This window comes from Pseudoalteromonas sp. 0802, from assembly GCF_013350085.1.
In the GTDB taxonomy this organism is placed as follows: Bacteria; Pseudomonadota; Gammaproteobacteria; order Enterobacterales; family Alteromonadaceae; genus Pseudoalteromonas.
Genome location: NZ_JABVXE010000001.1, coordinates 548,316 through 566,988, shown reverse-complemented (window position 1 = coordinate 566,988; position 18,673 = coordinate 548,316). Strand labels below are relative to the sequence as shown.

The 18,673-nt window shown below is 40.2% G+C and carries 18 protein-coding genes; 13 read left to right on the top strand and 5 right to left on the bottom strand.

All coding sequences use genetic code 11. The annotated features are described in order from the left end of the window. The first annotated feature begins 192 nt into the window (after positions 1 to 192). The 4 genes from HUS61_RS02680 to HUS61_RS02665 all read left to right on the top strand — a co-directional run bounded on the left by HUS61_RS02680 (position 193) and on the right by HUS61_RS02665 (position 4,012). Positions 193 to 1,587 carry a RimK family protein gene (locus tag HUS61_RS02680; protein ID WP_175082243.1) on the top strand — a complete coding sequence of 465 codons (1,395 nt, stop codon included), beginning with the start codon at positions 193 to 195 and terminating at the stop codon, positions 1,585 to 1,587. Further along, positions 1,587 to 2,690 carry a GNAT family N-acetyltransferase/peptidase C39 family protein gene (locus HUS61_RS02675; protein ID WP_175082244.1) on the top strand — a complete coding sequence of 368 codons (1,104 nt, stop codon included), beginning with the start codon at positions 1,587 to 1,589 and terminating at the stop codon, positions 2,688 to 2,690. The genes HUS61_RS02680 and HUS61_RS02675 overlap by 1 nt, the downstream gene beginning before the upstream one ends. A gap of 30 nt (positions 2,691 to 2,720) precedes the next feature. Further along, on the top strand, positions 2,721 to 3,215 hold the full coding sequence (locus tag HUS61_RS02670; RefSeq protein ID WP_054551426.1) for an MgtC/SapB family protein: 495 nt from the start codon (positions 2,721 to 2,723) through the stop codon (positions 3,213 to 3,215). 356 nt (positions 3,216 to 3,571) lie between these two features. Next, positions 3,572 to 4,012 carry a GNAT family N-acetyltransferase gene (locus tag HUS61_RS02665; RefSeq protein ID WP_175082245.1) on the top strand — a complete coding sequence of 147 codons (441 nt, stop codon included), beginning with the start codon at positions 3,572 to 3,574 and terminating at the stop codon, positions 4,010 to 4,012. 10 nt (positions 4,013 to 4,022) lie between these two features. Here the strand turns inward: HUS61_RS02665 and HUS61_RS02660 are convergent, their stop codons facing one another. Together HUS61_RS02660 and HUS61_RS02655 are read right to left on the bottom strand one after the other, a co-directional pair. Beyond that, the gene (locus HUS61_RS02660; protein ID WP_175082246.1) at positions 4,023 to 5,234 is read right to left on the bottom strand and encodes an ATP-binding protein; all 1,212 of its coding nucleotides are present in this window, start codon (positions 5,232 to 5,234) and stop codon (positions 4,023 to 4,025) included. Between the two features lie 105 nt (positions 5,235 to 5,339). Further along, entirely contained in the window at positions 5,340 to 6,350 is a 1,011-nt protein-coding gene (locus tag HUS61_RS02655; RefSeq protein WP_175082247.1) for a GlxA family transcriptional regulator, read from the bottom strand. 127 nt (positions 6,351 to 6,477) lie between these two features. On the opposite strand from HUS61_RS02655, the gene HUS61_RS02650 reads away from it, so the two are divergent. Together HUS61_RS02650 and HUS61_RS02645 are read left to right on the top strand one after the other, a co-directional pair. Continuing rightward, the gene (locus HUS61_RS02650; RefSeq protein WP_175082248.1) at positions 6,478 to 8,376 is read left to right on the top strand and encodes a beta-ketoacyl synthase; all 1,899 of its coding nucleotides are present in this window, start codon (positions 6,478 to 6,480) and stop codon (positions 8,374 to 8,376) included. A 101-nt stretch (positions 8,377 to 8,477) separates the two neighbouring features. Continuing rightward, complete coding sequence (locus HUS61_RS02645; RefSeq protein ID WP_175082249.1) at positions 8,478 to 9,554, top strand: energy transducer TonB; 1,077 nt, start codon at positions 8,478 to 8,480, stop codon at positions 9,552 to 9,554. Positions 9,555 to 9,558: 4 nt separating this feature from the next. Here HUS61_RS02645 and HUS61_RS02640 read toward each other — a convergent pair whose 3' ends face one another. Further along, the gene (locus HUS61_RS02640; RefSeq protein WP_054561617.1) at positions 9,559 to 9,975 is read right to left on the bottom strand and encodes an MgtC/SapB family protein; all 417 of its coding nucleotides are present in this window, start codon (positions 9,973 to 9,975) and stop codon (positions 9,559 to 9,561) included. A gap of 227 nt (positions 9,976 to 10,202) precedes the next feature. On the opposite strand from HUS61_RS02640, the gene HUS61_RS02635 reads away from it, so the two are divergent. The 3 genes from HUS61_RS02635 to HUS61_RS02625 all read left to right on the top strand — a co-directional run bounded on the left by HUS61_RS02635 (position 10,203) and on the right by HUS61_RS02625 (position 12,414). Continuing rightward, positions 10,203 to 11,696, top strand: a complete 1,494-nt coding sequence (locus HUS61_RS02635; RefSeq protein WP_258535974.1) for a BCCT family transporter — start codon at positions 10,203 to 10,205, stop codon at positions 11,694 to 11,696. Positions 11,697 to 11,771: 75 nt separating this feature from the next. Further along, the gene (locus HUS61_RS02630) at positions 11,772 to 12,116 is read left to right on the top strand and encodes a hypothetical protein (RefSeq protein ID WP_175082250.1); all 345 of its coding nucleotides are present in this window, start codon (positions 11,772 to 11,774) and stop codon (positions 12,114 to 12,116) included. Further along, on the top strand, positions 12,106 to 12,414 hold the full coding sequence (locus HUS61_RS02625) for a hypothetical protein (protein WP_175092367.1): 309 nt from the start codon (positions 12,106 to 12,108) through the stop codon (positions 12,412 to 12,414). Before HUS61_RS02630 ends, HUS61_RS02625 begins: the two co-directional genes overlap by 11 nt. Positions 12,415 to 12,428: 14 nt before the next feature. Here HUS61_RS02625 and fghA read toward each other — a convergent pair whose 3' ends face one another. Next, on the bottom strand, positions 12,429 to 13,265 hold the full coding sequence (gene fghA, locus HUS61_RS02620) for an S-formylglutathione hydrolase (RefSeq protein ID WP_175082252.1): 837 nt from the start codon (positions 13,263 to 13,265) through the stop codon (positions 12,429 to 12,431). Positions 13,266 to 13,319: 54 nt separating this feature from the next. Next, positions 13,320 to 14,441 (bottom strand): S-(hydroxymethyl)glutathione dehydrogenase/class III alcohol dehydrogenase, encoded by a 1,122-nt coding sequence (locus tag HUS61_RS02615; RefSeq protein WP_135924871.1) that lies wholly within the window; start codon positions 14,439 to 14,441, stop codon positions 13,320 to 13,322. Between the two features lie 110 nt (positions 14,442 to 14,551). On the opposite strand from HUS61_RS02615, the gene HUS61_RS02610 reads away from it, so the two are divergent. From HUS61_RS02610 to HUS61_RS02595, 4 genes are all read left to right on the top strand, one after another. Continuing rightward, the gene (locus HUS61_RS02610; RefSeq protein ID WP_175082253.1) at positions 14,552 to 15,433 is read left to right on the top strand and encodes a LysR family transcriptional regulator; all 882 of its coding nucleotides are present in this window, start codon (positions 14,552 to 14,554) and stop codon (positions 15,431 to 15,433) included. Positions 15,434 to 15,522: 89 nt separating this feature from the next. Continuing rightward, the gene (locus HUS61_RS02605; protein ID WP_062564488.1) at positions 15,523 to 16,740 is read left to right on the top strand and encodes a lipoprotein-releasing ABC transporter permease subunit; all 1,218 of its coding nucleotides are present in this window, start codon (positions 15,523 to 15,525) and stop codon (positions 16,738 to 16,740) included. Then, a complete protein-coding gene (lolD, locus tag HUS61_RS02600; RefSeq protein ID WP_175079576.1) occupies positions 16,733 to 17,431 on the top strand; it encodes a lipoprotein-releasing ABC transporter ATP-binding protein LolD in 699 nt (232 codons plus the stop codon). Before HUS61_RS02605 ends, lolD begins: the two co-directional genes overlap by 8 nt. Then, positions 17,421 to 18,665 (top strand): lipoprotein-releasing ABC transporter permease subunit, encoded by a 1,245-nt coding sequence (locus HUS61_RS02595; RefSeq protein ID WP_175082254.1) that lies wholly within the window; start codon positions 17,421 to 17,423, stop codon positions 18,663 to 18,665. Before lolD ends, HUS61_RS02595 begins: the two co-directional genes overlap by 11 nt. Positions 18,666 to 18,673 lie beyond the last annotated feature (8 nt).

The window sequence follows — 18,673 nt, the reverse complement described above, 5'->3', positions numbered from 1 at the left end:
CTCGTTGGTCACAAAGCAAAAAAACCTCTATAAATCACATCAAGCTTAAGGCTTATACCAATACGCTTAATTCCCAATTAATGCGTATTGGTATTTCAAGCACCCATCTAGTTAAGTGAAGTTTAGCCTCATGCGTTCACTTAATTGGTTGGGTGTTTTTCATTTTATTTATGGCTTCATTTAGGAAAAGTCGTGTTTAAAACCTTGATTGTGGTTGATAACAATGAGCAACGTATTGCTCAAAATTTCGAAAATGTCATTACCTTTGACACCTACTTACGTGATTACCCAAAACATAATGAGCCAAAAACACGCATTTTAAACTTGTGTGATACAGGGCAGTATTTAAGTAAAGGTTATTATTGTTCTTTGCTTGCTGAAGCAAGAAAGCACCAGGTATTACCAAGTGTAAAAACAATTAATGCGCTACGTAGCGATGAATACAGCACGCGTCATAAAGCGCTTGCTGGTGGCACTGTATTTTTTGGTCACACAGATAAAGAGCAGCAAAGTAAAGCAACCAAAGCGTTATTCTCGCAATATCCTGCGCCTATTTTGGTGTGTGATGAGCAAGGTGTTGTAAAACAAGGCACAATTGCATCATTAGATGACACTGGCTTTACAGAGTTTGTAAAACAACTCAGCAGCTTTACAGAGTCAGTGTGGCGTATTCACGATAAAAAACGTCGTTATCGTTGGGATATGGCTATATTGGTTGATCACCAAGAAAAAGTGCCGCCAAGTGATAAAGATGCCATTGCTAAATTTATAAAAGCAGCCGCTAAGCACGGTATTTATGCTCAAGCACTGACATTTGATGAAATTACCAATATTGCACAATTTGATGCGTTGTTTATTCGTCAAACCACAGCCATCGACCATCCAACCTATCGTTTAGCGAGTAAAGCGCAAAGCTTAGGGTTAGTGGTCATAGATGATGCAGAATCGATACTGCGCTGTTGTAATAAAGTGTATTTGCACGATGCCTTTAATTATCAAAAAGTGCCGAGTTTAAAAACTCACGTTGTCGCTGATACAAGTGAAGAGACAATTGAAAGTTTAGAAGCAAACTTCAGCTACCCACTGGTATTAAAAATGCCAGAAGGCTCTTTCTCAAAAGGCGTATTTAAAGTCGCTAATCGTGATGAGTTAGTTGCTAAGTTAACTGAGCTGTTTGAGTTCAGTGCACTTGTGCTTGCACAAGAGTACATGTACACCGAATACGACTGGCGTGTCGGGGTGTTAAATGGCCGTGCAATTTATGCGTGTCGTTATTTGATGGCCCGTAATCACTGGCAAATTTATAACCATGATGCAAAACGCTTCTTCTCAGGTGGCTTTGAGACCTTGCCAACCTTTGAGCTACCTAAAGTGGTACTTGATGCAGCATTAAAAGCCTGTAAAACAGTGGGTAAAGGTTTGTATGGTGTTGATGTTAAAGAGCATCAAGGTAAAGCATACGTGTTAGAAGTGAATGACAACCCAAGTATCGACCATAAAGTCGAAGATGCCTATTTAGGTGATGAGCTTTATATGATCATTATGGATGAGTTTAAACAACGCCTAGAAGCACGAGGCCGCGGTTAATGAACGCATCTGTTTGTCAAATCCGCTTTGCACAGGCTGCGGATTTGACAGCTCTTGTAGCCATTGAAGAGCAAAGCTTTAGCCAAGATAGATTAAGTAGCCGTAGTTTAAAACGCTGGATCAGCGCAACTCACGGCTTATTGATGGTGGCTGAAGTAGATAATCAACTAGTTGGTTATGGTTTAGTGTGGTGTCACAAAGGGACGCGCCTTGCCCGGTTATATTCACTGGCGGTTTTGCAATCGCAGCAAGGCAAAGGGATTGCTTCACAGATACTTCTTGCGCTTGAAAATGAAACGGCTAAACGGGGCCGTTTATACATGCGCTTAGAAGTTGCGGTAAACAACCAATCAGCAATTCGCTTATATGAAAAACTGGGTTATCAGGTGTTTGGTCATTACAGTGATTATTATGATGACCATAGTGATGCCCATCGAATGCAAAAAAACATTCGTCGTAATATCGAATTTAATGCTGATAAACACACGCCTTGGTACCAGCAAACTACCGAATTTACCTGTGGCCCAGCGGCGTTATTAATGGCAATGTCATCATTGAATGATACCGCAATGAGCCAACTCAAAGAGCTGGATATCTGGCGTGAAGCCACGACTATTTTCATGACTTCAGGGCATGGCGGTTGTCACCCTCTAGGGTTAGCACTTGCAGCAATGAAACGTGGTTTTAAAGCCGATGTTGTTTTAAATACCCGTGATACCTTGTTTATTGATGGTGTAAGAAGTGAAAAGAAAAAAGCCATTTTGCATACCGTACACAATCAGTTTGTAGCCGAAGCGATAGCTGCAAAACTGCCAGTACGCTATCAAGAGTTAACCTTGGCTACCATTGAAGATTGGCTTGCTGAGGGTAAAGCGGTGGTGTTATTGATCAGCACTTATCGATTTGATGGTAAAAAGTCACCCCATTGGGTGTGTGTAACGCATATTGATGAGCATTGCTTGTATGTGCATGACCCGTTTTGTGAAAACGAAAAACAATTGGCGATTGATTGTCAGCATGTACCAATAGCCAAAGCCGACTTTAGCAAAATGGCTAGTTTTGGCTCATCACGGCTCAGTACAGCGATGGCCTTTTATTTATAATTTTGATTGTTAGTTTGATTTGGAAGTGCAGTGACACTGAGTAGTTTATTTGATATTGCCCCTTATTCTTGGTCAGCAATTGGTAGCGCCGCTTTTTGCGGCGCAATTATTGGTATGGAGCGTCAATTACGCGGTAAACCTGTGGGTATTCGAACTTCAGCGCTCATTGTGTTGGGTACTTATTTGTTTCTATCAACAGCGTTTATGTTGCATGGGGAAGATATTGATCATTCACGTGTAGTTGGCCAGATCATTACTGGTATCGGCTTTTTAGGTGCAGGGGTGATGCTTGCAAAAGATGGTGCGGTAGTTGGTGTAACATCTGCTGCAACGATATGGGTATTAGCATCAATTGGTGTTGTTATTGCCACCGACAACTTACTAGCTGCAATAAAACTATCGGTGCTGGTGGTGGGTATTTTATATGGCGTAGATGTACTTGAAGCTAAGTTTAAGAGCTTAGGGCGCGGTGTACATGCTCGTGTAAAACGCTATTCAAAGTTGTATTATCGAAAAGAAAAGTGAAGTTAGAAGGTAATAGAGGTTAGAATTTAGAAGTTAGAAGTGAGTTTCTAACCATAGTATTTAAATGCTTTTTGGTATTGATATACTTTGTTTCATAAGGCATAAAAAAGGGACTTATATATATGAAATTATTCTTGTTTATTCTGACTTCACTCTGTTTTGTTATAAGTCATACGGTTAATGCGATTGTACCAAACACTGAATATTATCAATCAGCGCTAGTGTATATTACTAAGTTAAATGAACAGCTTTCTAAAGTTGAAATTGCATTAATCCAAAAGCGAGTTGCTCTATACAAACAAATAGAGCAACAAAATTTGATCATGTATTCAAGCACTCATACAACAAAGTAGCAAATGGAAAAAAGTTACATAATAAAGCCAGCTAGTTTAGACGATTTGTTACTTGTCGATAGTCAAATTCCTGAGTTTGATGGCCGAAATACCCTCAGTAAATTACAAACAAAGTGTGCGGATGTTGAGCATCTAGCTTTAGTGGCTTATATCGATAATGAGCCTGTGGCCTATAAGCTGGGTTATGCGTTAGATTCAAACACTTTCTATAGCTGGCTTGGGGCGGTTGCACCAAAATGTAGAGGGCAGGGCATTGCACAGGCTTTATTAAATGCGCAAGAAGCATGGGTTAAAGTCAACAATTACCGAGCCATAAAGGTTAAGTCTATGAACCGTTTTCCTGCAATGCTGAGTCTGCTTATCAAAAATGGTTATGCCATAGCGGGTTATGAAGACAGAGACAGCCCACAAACTAGCAAGATTTTATTTACGAAAGACATTTAAAGTTATTAGCTTACTTAGGCAAGCTAATTAAAAAGTGGGCGCCTACATCACTTTCTTGTACGCAAATATCGCCTTGCAGTTGTTGGCTAACTATTTTCTTCGCTATGCTGAGGCCAAGCCCTATACCTGATTGGTTGTTTTTACCTTTATAAAATGGGGTGAAAATTGAGCTTAGTTCAGTGCTGCTGATACCGGTGCCGTTATCTGTGTAGTGAATTTTTAACACCTCATCAAAATCAAAAATATCAATTTCTATTAAAGGGTCTGTAATATTGTTGAATGCATGCTCAATTGAGTTTTGTAATAAAATAAACAGCACTTGCTTGAGTAAGTCTATATCAACTTCAATTTGGCTATGAGGTTTTTGATAATTAATATCTAATTTGATACCGCGATGTTTTATTTGCTCATCTAAGTGCTTATACAATGACTCAGAGAGTTGCTCTAACGTCATGATTGTTTTACTTGATTGTGACTTGGTATAAAGCAAATCTTGTAAAATACGTATTTTATAAGCAGATGAAGTTAAGTTTCTGTCTAGGAGTTCGTTGGTATTTAATAAAGTCTCTAAAGTATTTTGCAGCGTTTGTTGGCTAAGTCGTTTTTTTATAAGTCTGGTTTGTGTTTCTTTGACAGCAAGCCGGGTAACATCAACTGCTGTAATACAGTTACCAAGTGGTGTGTTGAGCTCGTGGGCTATTCCTCTAATTAAAGTGGCCAGTTCAGCAAATTGTTGTTGTTCAAACGCTTGTTTTTGCTGATGCAATAATTTCAGTTGGGTTTCGAAGCTTTGCTTAATGGTTTCGAGTAGCTTTATCACGGGCTCGTTGTATTCATGGGGTTTGCTATCAAGGATACAGATTGTGCCAAATGGGGTGGTGTCTCCTGCACATATTGGTAAACCTAAATAAGAAATCATATTAAGCTTGATATCTGGATTTTCTTTCCAGTCTTCATCAATAAGTGCGTTGGGAATATTCAGTAAGTTTTGTGTTTTTACGACATGCTCACAATAAAGGCCTGAATCTTCTAACTCTTCACTATCACCAATTTCATAAGGGTTATCTTGGTTATTGTTTTTTGAAAACACACTAATAATATTATTTTCTACCTTCATTACTAAGGCGACGGGCACATCAGCAAAAAGGGCTAAAACTTCGAGGGTTTTATTCCAACTTTGCACTAACTCATCATAATCAAGCTGATACATTTTTAGACTCAAACAAATACCTATACAACTAACTAAAAGCTTAGTAATAATTTTTAATTCAGCAACTTAAATATGATTAATCTGACCTTGGCTTAGAACATTTCCGGCATTTTAGCTTTATCCAAATAGTTTTCGTCTAACGACTGTGCGATATTCACTAGGTGTTTGTGAAAGCACTTTCTTGAATACCCGTGTTAAGTGACCTTGGTCGTTATAACCAACTTCCAGTGCAACTTCTTGAATAGACAAATTTGAAGAGGCTAATAACTCTTTTGCAGTTTGTACCCGCAACTGTTGCCAATACTCCACAGGAGTTTGGCTGGTGGCTTGGCGAAAACGGCGAGTAAAAGTACGGTAGCTTAAACTAAATTGTGCTGCAATTTCTTGCAGAGTCAGTTCAGATGTTAAATTGTTTTTTAGCCAAAATTGAATTTGTGCGATGAGTTCATCTGGGTGTTTATCGACGGCACCCTCAAGGTAGCGCTGATCTTCATAGGGCTTACGAATTTCATGGGAGAAATTACGCTCAACATGTTGTGCCGCTTCTCGTCCGTAATATTGACTAATAATATGCACAATAACATCGGCAAGGGCATTTAAACTCGCAACTGTATACATGCGCTCAGATTGTGTGATGAAAAAATCAGGCTTAAGCTGCACTTTAGGGTAGTCACGTTTAAATTGTTCTGCGTAATGCCAGTGGGTGGTAGCCGGGTGGCCATCTAATAAGCCTGCTTCTGCAACTAAACAATTACCTGTGCCTACACCAATGATATGACTGCCTTGTTGCCAAGAATCACCAAGCCATTTCACCAAACTTTGCTGTTTGCTCACCACAGGACGCGGGTTTCGCCAAATCCCAGGCACAATAATCAAGTCACTAGCAGGCGCGGTGACGGTTTCGCAATCGGGCATAATTGAAAGCCCAGTACGATTAGGGATCGCTTTTAAACTACTTGCCACTAAATTGATGCTTAGAGGTTTAAATTCGTTCTGCTGACGATGGCTTTTTGCAAAGGCCTCACCAGCTCTGAGCATTTCGATAGGCAAGGTTAAACTGGTTATTAGTAAGTGGGGATAAACCAAAATACTAATTTCAATGGCTTTTACTTGTTGAAGTTTCGTCACTCAAATTGCTCCGACCAGTTGTTTTTGGCCTATTGTGCATGTTATTTGGCTATTTAAGCATAAAGCGTATTAATTAATCCATTTAAACTTGGCTTAATTCTCATAACACGTTTTTTCAAGGTTTTTTATGACAGCATTACCCGTTATTGTTGGTATGGGTGGTATTAATGCCGCTGGCCGCACTTCTTTTCATCAAGGTTATCGTCGTATCGTGTTAGACAGCTTGGACGCTAAAGCCCGTCAGGAGACATTTTTAGGCTTAGCGACATTAATGAACTTAGTCACTCTTACTGAAGGTGTACTTAAAGATGCCCAAGGCAATACCATTGCCGAATCAGACATCGAAGCTAAGTTCGGTGAAGAAATTTTAGCTGGCACACTTATTCGTAAAATTGAAAAAAACCACTTCGATGTGGATGCGACTCCATGGCAGCAAAAAATGACGTTAACAGCGTCAGGTGAACAGCAGATTGTTTTTGAAACGCGCCGCCGTGATTTACCAACTCCAGTACCAAGTGCTTGGCAGGTTGAAGAATTAAATGATAAAAAAGTTAAAGTCACAATTAGTGCTGATCTTGCTATTAAACATGACAGTACGCGCGATAATCCAATTAAAGCGGCCGGTCAATTACCAACAGGTTTTGAACCTTCGGCTATGTATAACAGCCGTTATCAACCAAGAGGCTTGCAAGCGACTATCTTTGCCGCAACCGATGCGATTCGTTCGACAGGTCTGCCATGGCAGCAGGTAATGAATAGCGTTGAGCCTGATCAAATTGGCACTTACTCAGCTTCTGTGGCTGGTCAAGTTGATAATGAAGGATTTGGTGGACTTATTCGTGCGCGTCAGCAGGGCGACCGTGTGAGTACAAAACAGCTTGCACTTGGCTTAAACACCATGTCGACTGACTTTATCAATGCTTATGTAACAGGCAATGTGGGCACAACCTTTACTACATCAGGTGCATGTGCAACGTTTTTATATAACCTGCGTGCAGCTGTAAACGATATTCAAGCGGGTCGTACGCGTGTAGCCATAGTGGCGTCTGTTGAGTGTGCAATTACACCCGAAATCGTTGAAGGTTTTGGCAATATGAGCGCACTTGCTAATGAAGAGGGCCTAAAGCGCCTTGATAATACAGATGTGGTTGATCATCGCCGTACCAGCCGTCCATTTGGTGAAAACTGTGGTTTTACAATTGGTGAAGGCGCACAAGTTGCTATATTAATGGATGATGCATTGGCATTAGAGTTAGGCGCTGATGTGTTAGGCAGCGTTGCAGATGTGTTCGTCAATGCCGATGGTATTAAAAAATCAATTACAGCCCCGGGCCCAGGTAACTACATCACGATGGCAAAATCTGTTGCACTAGCAAACAGTATTGTTGGCCAAGAGGCGGTACAAAAGCGTAGCTTTATTTTGGCACATGGCTCAAGTACACCACAAAACCGCGTAACAGAATCACTGATCTATCATAAAGTGGCAGAAACATTTGCAATTGATAATTGGAAGGTTGCTGCGCCTAAAGCGTATGTTGGCCATACCATTGCTCCAGCTAGTGGTGACCAATTAGCTATGGCATTAGGTGTGTTTAGTCACAACATTATGCCGGGTATTACGACAATCGATAAAGTGGCAGATGATGTGTATAGCGAGCATTTAGACATTCGTACTGAACATTATCAATGTGATGCAATGGATATTGCCTTCATTAACTCAAAAGGCTTTGGTGGTAATAACGCAACGGCGACTGTGTTATCACCAGCAATTACATTAAAGATGCTTGCAAAGCGTCATGGTGATGAGGTTATGGCGCAATATCAAGACCGTCATACTCAGGTAGCCAAAGCGCAAGCTGACTATCAACAACACGCTGATTTAGGTCATTATGAGCTAATTTATCGTTTTGGTGATGGCTTAATTGATGAAAATGGTATTGAAATTAGTGAAGATTCAATGACAATCCCAGGTTTTGATAAAAAAGTTTTATTATCTAAACCAAACCCTTACCAGGATATGTTTTAAGATCAAGGCATGTTTAAGCACATTCTTGACAGCAAGGCGCTTTTAAAGCGCCTTTTTTAGTGCTATAAATGTTCCTATCAAAGGGATTTGGAGCCATTATCATGATTAAATTCACTAAACTCGCAGCACTTTGTTCACTTATCGAATTACCAACACACGCCTTAGCACGAGACGTCAATGACTTAGGTGTTGATGTTCAAGCTGCTACCTCTGCCTATATTGTTAAAAATTCAAACAAACGTTACCCAGGTAGTTATAACGGCTCTCGTCTAGAAGGCTGGGCATTAATGTCTTATGTGGTTGATACACAAGGTAAGGCAAAAGACATTGAAGTGATCATGGCATCTGATACTCGGGGTAGTGAAGAAAATGCAGAGAAATACTTAACCAACTTAGAGTTTGCACCTGCCACAAAAGAAGGCAAAACCGTAGAAGGGGGTTACCTGTTTTCATTTGAAGTAGGTAAGTATTTTAATGGTTACTCAAATGATAAAGCGAGCCGTGGTTTTATTAATGAATACGATGAAATCAATAAAATGCTGCAAGCAAAAGAGTTTAAAAAAGCTGAGCAAGCATTGGTTGAATTATATAAAGACCATACTAAAAACACTTCAGAACAAGCATTATTTGCATGGTTGAAAAGCCAATATTATTATCATCAACAGCAATGGTTTGGCTTTGATGAGCAGTTGTCTGTAGCCTATTTACTGCGAGCTAAGTTACCAACAGATATACAATATCTAGTCGCTAAAAGTGCTCTACAATGGTACAGCTTCAAGGGCGATTTTAATCTTGCTTACAATGCTATTTATGCGTTAGATAATATCGAGGGTAAACAGTTTTCAGAAGAAAACAAACTTGCCACTATCAAGCAAATTGATGACCTATTGGCGCGAACACCGCAGATTAATTCACAAATCAATGTTTCAAAAGATAAGCTGTCATATTTATCTTTATCTCGCGGTTCAATCAAAATTGAAGGCGCGAGCGATGTTTCTAAATTACAGATCCGCTGTGCAGATCAAGTCATTGACCTTGAAGCAAGTGAATCGGTTAATTATGTCATTGATGAGCAAAGCAGACGTTGCGGTTTATTAGTAAAATCTGCAAACCCAGCTGAGATTAAAGTTAAACAAACTGGCTATGCTATCGTTAACTCAAAATATGACGCGAGTTAATTATTTACTTTAAGCGCTTAACATATCTTAGTGTTACGAAATTAATCAACGCCATTAAAAAGGCGATTTCGTAACGACTAAATGCCACAGCAATACCAATAAGTCCCATGTTCCAAATACTGGCTGCTGTGGCTGTTCCATAGGTAGAGTTTTTGTTCTTCAAAATGGCACCACCGCCAATAAAGCCAATACCTGTGATAATCCCTTCGAGTACTTTTGATTCTGCCTCTGAACTTGTTAAAACAGACATGCCCACTAATGCATAACCACATGATGCAACAGCGACTAATGGAAATGTTCGTAGACCTGCACCATTACTGGTTTTTTCTCGATCAAAAGCCATTGGAAGAGCAAGTAAATAGGCAATACCTAGATGAATTAAATTATCGAGAATTTCATACCAATCAATATTAAAGTCCATGCTTTGCTCCTTGCTATAAAGATTATGATAGCTTTGCAATTTCAATACCCGATCAACAAATTAAATAAAATGAGGAAACTAGGGACATGTAGCCGGGTTTTTAAAAGCATGCCTTGCTATAATTTGCGATTTTTACGCAGTGCTATGTCATTTTTTCAGCCTTTTGGCTGTTTGAATTTCAGCCATGCTAACAGTATGCTAAACACGCTGACAAAATAGGCTTCACATTGAAACATTCCATCTCCTCTGTTGAAAAAACCGCGCTTGTACTGTGTATGTTTGGTGCACTGATTGCTGTGATTTTGCCTGATGTTATCACTGAGCAAGTTCAGCCGTTTGTACAAATGCTGTTAAAATGGACTGGTAGTAGCTTTTTCTTATTGGTGAATTTTTTATTGTTTGCCATCATTATTTTAGCCATTAGCCCACTCGGTAGCCGTAAAGTAGGTGGTGAGCAGGCTGTTGTTGAGTATTCAAACTTTGGCTGGTTTGCCATGTTGTTTGCAGCAGGAATGGGCTCTGGCTTGGTTTTTTGGGGCGTAGCAGAGCCTGCGTTACATTCTCTTGACCCACCACTTAAACAAAGCTTATATCCAGATAGACTAGCCAGTAGCCTCGCTTTAACCCTAGTGAATTGGGGGGCTCATGCTTGGGCACTTTATGCTGTATTTGCGCTAGTGCTTGGGGGATTAACGCAATACAGTGGGAAGTCAGGAGATATTTGTGCCCCTGTTTTAACGGCGCTTGGTAATCGCATTGATAAGTCTGCAAAATTTACTGTGTCGTTTATTGTAAAGTTAATTGCGGTAATCGCTATTTTTTTTGGTGTCGTCGGCACCATAGCTAATTCCACTTTACTGATCAGTAAAGGCGTTGAAATAGAGTTGGGGGTTACTTCAACTTTATTAGTGGGTTCATTAATCGTTTGTTTGTTAGCAGTTATTTATTCGCTGTCGGTTAAATTTGGATTACGACGCGGGGTACAATCACTAAGTATATTTAACGTACTTCTGGCATTAAGTCTGCTTTTTTGGTTGCTACTAGTGGTGCCAATTGAGCCTATTACAAAGATTGCTTTAGATGGAACAGGCTACTATTTACAGTTGCTTGCAACTGGCACTTGGCAATTCGATAGCCAATTAAAAGCGCCGGACTGGGCGGCTCATTGGACATATAACTATTATTTTTGGTGGTTAGCGTGGGGGCCATTTGTTGGTGTGTTCCTAGCCAAAATTAGCCAGGGGCGTAAAGTTTGGCAATTTATTTTGGCGGTTGTGTGTATTCCAACTTTAGTGACTATTATTTGGTTTGCGACCTTTTCGGGGGCAGCAATTGAATGGGATAGACTTAACCAAGCGGGCATTTTAGTTGCTATAAAACAAGATTACAGCCAAGGCTTATTTGTATTTTTTAATCAACTAGACTGGCAAGGAACCGTGTTTATTTGGTTAAGCTTATTACTTCTGTTGATATTTGTTGCTACATCCGCAGACTCTGCAATTTTAGTCATAAGAGAGCTGGTTGGCTCTGAGCAAAATAACCGTGTGACACTCTACGCATGGTGTTTAGCATTATTTATATGTAGCTTTGCATTATTGCTGCTACAAGATGAGCCATTAAATCGTAGCGTTGCAATTTTAGGCGCTTTACCTTTCTTGTTAATATTCCTATTGCAGTTAGTTGGGTTTCTAAAAGAGTTTATTCGCGATATTTGTGATTAATCTACAGTTTTTTACAGTTAAATTACGCGTTTGTTATTATGCTTAGAAAATAAGCTTAAGTGTATTGGAGGACCGATGCTTAAATCTTTGTACGTAATACTATCAGTTAGTTTACTCAGTGGCTGTACTGCAGTTGGCTTAGTTGCAGATGGAATTGGCGGGCGCACGAGTCAAGCACAGCCGGCAAGCGCTTATTCAGATAAAAAAGATAATGACCGAATTAACTATGGTATGACCATGACGATGCTAGGTTATGAAATCGACAAAGCGATTATTGAAGGCCTAGAGAGCGATAGTAAAGACAAAGACGTTGAGCTTAAATGTCGTCAAATTAGTCGCGCAGTAAAAGAATGTGTTGAGGTTAAAGCTGAGCCAAAAAAAAGACCTACATTAATGGGTAGTTTTAACAATGAAGATTAGCTTTTCAAAACTTGTTATTTGCTTAGTTAGCTACCAATTAGTGGGGTGTACAGTGGCGGGGTCAATAGTTGATGGCTATGCAAAAAACTCACAACCAACAAATCTTGCAACTACAAATGCAAATCAAACTAACAATACTGTAACCGATGCTGAAGGCTTTTCATTCGCAAAGTTAGGCTTTGAAATTGATAGCGCTGTTATTGGTTTACTCAAACCAAAAGAACAACAACCGCAATTAGTTTGCAGGCAAATTACACGCAGTATTAAAGAGTGTGAGGAAGTTAAGCCCCCACACTAAAAATTAAGTATTAATCACAGATACTTTTGATGAAACATCAGGTGTTCGTCAATAAAGCTGCTGATAAAGAAGTAACTATGATCATAACCCGCGTGCATGTTGATCTCAGCTGGGTAATCTTTTTCGTTTACGACAGCAAATAAGTTCTCAGTTTTGAGTTGCTCAGTTAAGAAGTTATCGGCCTCACCTTGATCAATACGCATCGGTAAATAATCATCAGCGACGGCATTTTTCATTAATTCACAGCTGTCGTATTCAAGCCAACTTGCTTTATCACTACCTAGGTAATTACTGAACGCTTTTTCACCCCAAGGGCAATTAATCGGGTTCACAATCGGGCTAAAAGCACTGGCGCTGACGTATTGTTTAGGGTTTTTAAGTGCAATCATCAATGCGCCGTGACCACCCATAGAATGACCAGCAATGGCTTTTTTGGTCGTCACAGGGAAGTGCGCTTCGATAAGTGCAGGTAACTCAGAAACCACATAGTCGTACATGTTGTAGTGCACATTGTAAGGCGCTTGAGTCGCATTGACATAAAAACCAGCACCTTGACCAAAATCGTAATTTTCGTCGTCAGGCACATTTTCACCGCGCGGGCTAGTATCTGGAGCGACAATCGCAATACCTAGTTCAGCCGCTTTTTTAAATGCTCCGGCTTTTTGCATAAAGTTTTCATCTGTACAGGTTAAACCTGACAACCAATACATCACTGGCACTTTATTCGTTTCGCTGGCACCTGGCGGTAAAAAAATCGCAAAGCGCATAGCACAATGTGTGCTGCTAGCGTGGTGGGTATATTGTTTATGCCAGCCACCGCTGACTTTTGTTGAGCTTATGTTTTCTAGCATAACCAAATCCTTGAAACAAAGGCGCTAGGTATCAACCTAGCGCTAAATTAAAGATTAATAATGAATAACTGAGCGGATGCTCTTACCTTCGTGCATTAAGTCGAAAGCTTCATTGATATCTTCAAGTTTCATGGTGTGTGTGATGAAATCGTTTAACGCAAACTCACCGTTCATATAGCGCTCAACAATCTCTGGTAATTCAGAGCGACCTTTAACGCCACCAAATGCACTACCGCGCCATACACGACCTGTTACTAGTTGGAAAGGACGAGTAGAGATCTCTTGGCCTGCACCTGCAACACCAATGATTACTGATTCACCCCAACCTTTGTGACAACATTCAAGAGCAGAGCGCATTACATTAACGTTACCGATACATTCAAATGAGAAATCAACACCGCCGTCAGTCATTTCAACGATAACTTCTTGGATTGGTTTGTCGAAGTCATTTGGATTGATTAAATCAGTTGCACCTAGTTTAGTAGCAAGATCAAACTTACTGGTGTTGATATCAACACCAATGATACGGCTTGCACCCGCCATTTTTGCACCGATAATCGCCGATAAACCGATACCACCTAAGCCAAAAATAGCGACTGTATCGCCTTTTTGAACTTTTGCTGTTTTAGTAACAGCACCCATGCCGGTTGTTACACCACAACCAAGTAAACAAATTTCTTCAAGAGGCGCTTCTTTGCTTACTTTAGCAAGTGAAATCTCTGGTAATACAGTGTACTCAGAGAAGGTAGAGCAACCCATGTAGTGATAAATTGGTTGACCATCTTTATAGAAACGCGTTGTGCCATCTGGCATTAAACCTTTACCTTGCGTTTCACGTACCGCAGAGCATAAATTTGTTTTGCCCGATTTACACATTTTACACTCGCCACATTCAGCAGTGTAAAGAGGAATAACATGATCGCCTACTTCAACATGTGTTACACCTTCACCTACGGCTTCAACAATACCGCCACCTTCATGGCCAAGGATTGCTGGGAAAATACCTTCAGGGTCTTCACCAGATAAAGTAAATGCATCGGTATGACAAACACCTGTAGCAACAATCTTTACAAGCACTTCGCCTTTTTTAGGCATCATTACATCCACTTCTTCAATTGATAGTGGTTGATTTGGACCCCAAGCGATAGCCGCTTTTGATTTGATAAAATCAGTCATAACGTTCCCTTATAGTTGTTGGAAGTAAGTATTAAACTTAGTCTATTTTATTTGTTTCTCAATGAATGATAATCTTCGTTTTATTAAAACACTTTTACAGTATGGTAATAATGAATCGTTGGCACGGAATTGATGAGTTTTTAGCGGTAGCAGAAACAGGCAGTTTTACAAAAGCAAGTAAACTACTGGGTATGTCAGTGGCCCATGTAAGCCGGTATGTGAGTCAATTAGAAGAGCGATTAAACACACAATTGTTAACCCGAACAACCCGTAAAGTGGTGCTAACGCAAGAAGGGCAGGTGTTTGCGCATCAAACTAAACAATTACAGCATGCCATGGATGATGCCACGGCACTGCTTGCAGAGCAGCAACTGACACCAAAAGGTAGTATAAAACTAACAGCTCCTGTGATGTATGGTGAAAGTTTCATCATGCCTGCGGTACATTCGTTTATGCAAAAGCACCCAGATATTGAAGTGATCAGCCATTTAAGCAATGAACAAGTCAATCTACTAGAAGATGGGTATGATCTCGCTATTCGCCTTGGTCATTTAAAAGATTCATCTTTAAAAGCACGGCGCATTAGTCAGCGCAGGCTTGTTATTTGTTGTAGCCCTGAATATATCAATAAATTCGGCCAACCACACAGTGTGAGTGAATTACATCAGCACAATTGCCTGATTGGTAATAACAGTTACTGGCGGGTAAAAGAGCAGGGCCAAGATAAGCACATCAAAGTGGCTGGACGTTTAGCCTGTAACAGTGGTTGGGCATTGGTTGACGCTGCAATAAAAGGGTTAGGCATCGTGCAATTACCAGATTACTATGTCAATGATCACCTAGCCGATGGCAGGTTGACTGCTGTACTTTCGAATGTTGCACCGGCACCTGAAGGGGTATGGGGGGTGTATCCACCAAGGCAGTTTATCGCAACCAATGTAAAAGCATTACTTGACCATTTGGTTGCTACTGTTCAAGTATCAGATTTATAATTATTTTTTACAATTTCGCGCATCCCATGCTAGCTAAATCTATGCTAATATGAGCGCATATTTAGCCCTTGGAATACCCATAATTTATTATGTTTCAACCTGTTAGCCTTTTTATAGGGCTGAGATATAGTCGCTCCTCAAAGGGCAATGCCTTTATCTCATTTATTTCATTTTTCTCTATCGCGGGCATTGCTATTGGTTTAATGGCCTTGTTTACAGTCAGTTCAGTAATGAATGGCTTTGAAAATAACCTTAAAACCAACATGCTTGGTTTAATTCCCCATATTGAAGTATCAGCCGAAGATAATTCGAAAGAAACCATGTTGCAGTTAAAGCAGCAACTAGCAAATTCTCAAGATGTTAAACAAGTTAACCTATACCGCCATGGCGAAGCCATTTTACAAACTAACCAAGATTTGCACGGCGTATTGTTACAAGGCCTTTATGATGAAGGAAGCTCCATCTATAACGTAAAAGATAAAATTGTTGCCGGCAATTGGTCACAAGTAATGGACAGCAACTACCATATTGCAATTAGCCGCTACTTGAGTCGAAAATTGGGTATTTCGCTTGGGGATAAAGTACGGGTGATCATGCCTAATGCCAGTTCGTATACCCCACTTGGTCGAGTACCGAGTCAGCGCTTGTTTACCGTTGCTGCACTGTATGAAACACAGTCAGAAATTGATATGTCATTGGCATTTACCAGTGGCTATTCGTTAGGCAGAGTTTTAAAACTAGCAAAATCAGCAGCACCCAATTTGAGTGTATCGCTGTATGAACCATTTGCTGTTGAGCAAGTATTGCAATCTCAGTTAGCTATTTTAAACGATTACACAGTGACTGACTGGCGAGCTAGCCAAGGCACACTATTTGCCGCTGTGGCAATGGAAAAGCGCATTATGTCGATGTTACTTGGCTTAATTGTGCTCGTTGCGGTGTTTAATATCGTTTCAGCATTAACCATGATGGTCAGTGAGAAGCAAAGTGAAGTCGCTATTTTACAAACACTTGGCTTAACTCCGTTACAAGTACAGCATGTGTTTATGATCCAAGGCTTATATAACGGCCTTATCGGTACCAGTATTGGTGCGTTACTTGGTGTGCTATTAAGTAGCAACATTAATGAATTATTGAATATGTTAGGCATTAATTTACTAGCGGGCGTGAGTTTACCCGTTAAATTTGATGTTATGAGTTTGAGTTTTATTGCCGCAGGGAGTATTGCGATGAGCTTTTTAGCTACCTTGTATCCTGCCAGAAAAGCTGCAAAAGTGAATCCAGCAGAGGTATTACGTTATGAGTGATTTAGTTATCAATTGTCAGCAGTTAAATAAAGTATATCAAGATGGCGATAACGAGGTTGCGGTATTAAAAGGGGTTGATTTAGCACTTAATCAAGGCGAAATGTTAGCTGTTGTAGGGAGCTCTGGCTCAGGAAAAAGTACCTTATTGCATATATTAGGCACCTTAGATAACGAAAGCTCAGGCAAGGTTGAAATTAAAGGTCAGCAGGTTTCTAAATTAAACCGTAAACAACAAGCCAGTTTCAGAAATGAAAATTTAGGCTTTATTTATCAATTCCATCATCTATTAATGGAATTTACTGCCATCGAAAATGTTGCAATGCCATTATTAATTAAAGGCTTAAGCGCAAAAGCGGCAACCGAAAAAGCCCGTCACATGTTAGATAAAGTAGGGTTATCTCATCGCAGTGAACATAAACCTTCGGCGTTATCAGGTGGTGAGAGGCAGCGAGTTGCAATAGCACGTGCATTAGTAACCGAGCCTGCTTTGGTGCTTGCCGATGAACCAACCGGTAACTTAGATAAACAAAACGCAATTAAGATTTACGATTTAATTAAAGAATTAAATACTAGCTTAAAAACCAGTTTTGTTGTGGTAACCCATGATTTAGAACTTGCAGATAAACTAGGCAAAATTGCCTATTTAGATGATGGTAAACTCGCAATTAAAGAGTCTCAGCATGTTGCTTAGTGCCTTTATTTCAAAACGCTTTCGTGCCCATAGTGGCCAAAAAGACGGACAAAACGGTTTTGTTAGTTTTATCGCTAAAGCATCGACAATCGGCATACTTTTAGGTGTCGCTGTGCTAATTGTTGCTTTATCAGTTATTAATGGTTTTGAGCAGCAGCTAGTACATCGCCTTTTATCGGTTGTACCTCAGGTTGAATATGTTGCCCCTAACAAACCAATCAATAATTGGCAGTCAAAAGTTGCTCTACTACGCTCTCAAGCCGGTGTAACAGGTGCTGCGCCGTTTATTAGTGTCAACGGCATGGCGCAATATAAAAGTGAGTTAAAAGCAGTTGAAGTGCGTGGTGTAAGCCCTGAATTTGAAAACCAAGTGTCGGCGTTAAACCAATTCACAGAAGGGCGCTTAGTTAGCCAGCTACAACAAGAAGATGTGCTTTTAGGCCAACAAATCGTTACCCGATTGGGCCTTAAAATTGGCGACCCAGTTACCTTATTAATCCCACAGATAAACCAGCAAAGTAACACTTTATTGGCTCCAAAGCGTGTTAGCTTGAATCTTGCGGGTATTATAAAAATGGGTGGCCCAATTGATGAAACAGCGGCTTTCATTCGCCTTGATAAAGCGCAAAGCGTGTTGAGTTTTGAGCAAAACCAAGTAACCGGTTTACGATTACAAGTAGCTGATGTGTTCGCGGCCCATCAAACAGCGATGCGTGTTGGGCAAGTTATACCAGATTATGTCTATGTATCGAGTTGGTTTAGAACTCAGGGTAGCTTATATCAAGATATTCAAATGGTTCGCACTATTGTGTATATCGTGGTGTTTTTAATAATTGCGGTAGCGAGTTTTAATATTGTTTCGTCTTTAGTGATGGAAGTACGTGAAAAACAGGCAAACATCGCAATTTTAAAAACCATGGGCGCACAAGATAGCACCATTTTAGCAACCTTTGTGATGCAAGGTTTTACACAAGCTTTAATTGGTGTGATCTTAGGCACAGTTATCGGTGTAATGCTTGCGTTAAACATCAGTGAACTGTTCACTTGGGCAAGTAACTTATTTGGCGATAACCCGTTACAAGGGGTTTATTTTATTGAGTTTTTACCCAGTAAATTAGTTTGGCAAGATATTGTTATCACGGTGATTGTTACCTTTGTTCTCGCTATTTTGGCTACCTTATATCCTGCGTGGCAAGCAACCCGAGTTGACCCTGCAAAAGTACTGGGTAATTAAGGAGTGTT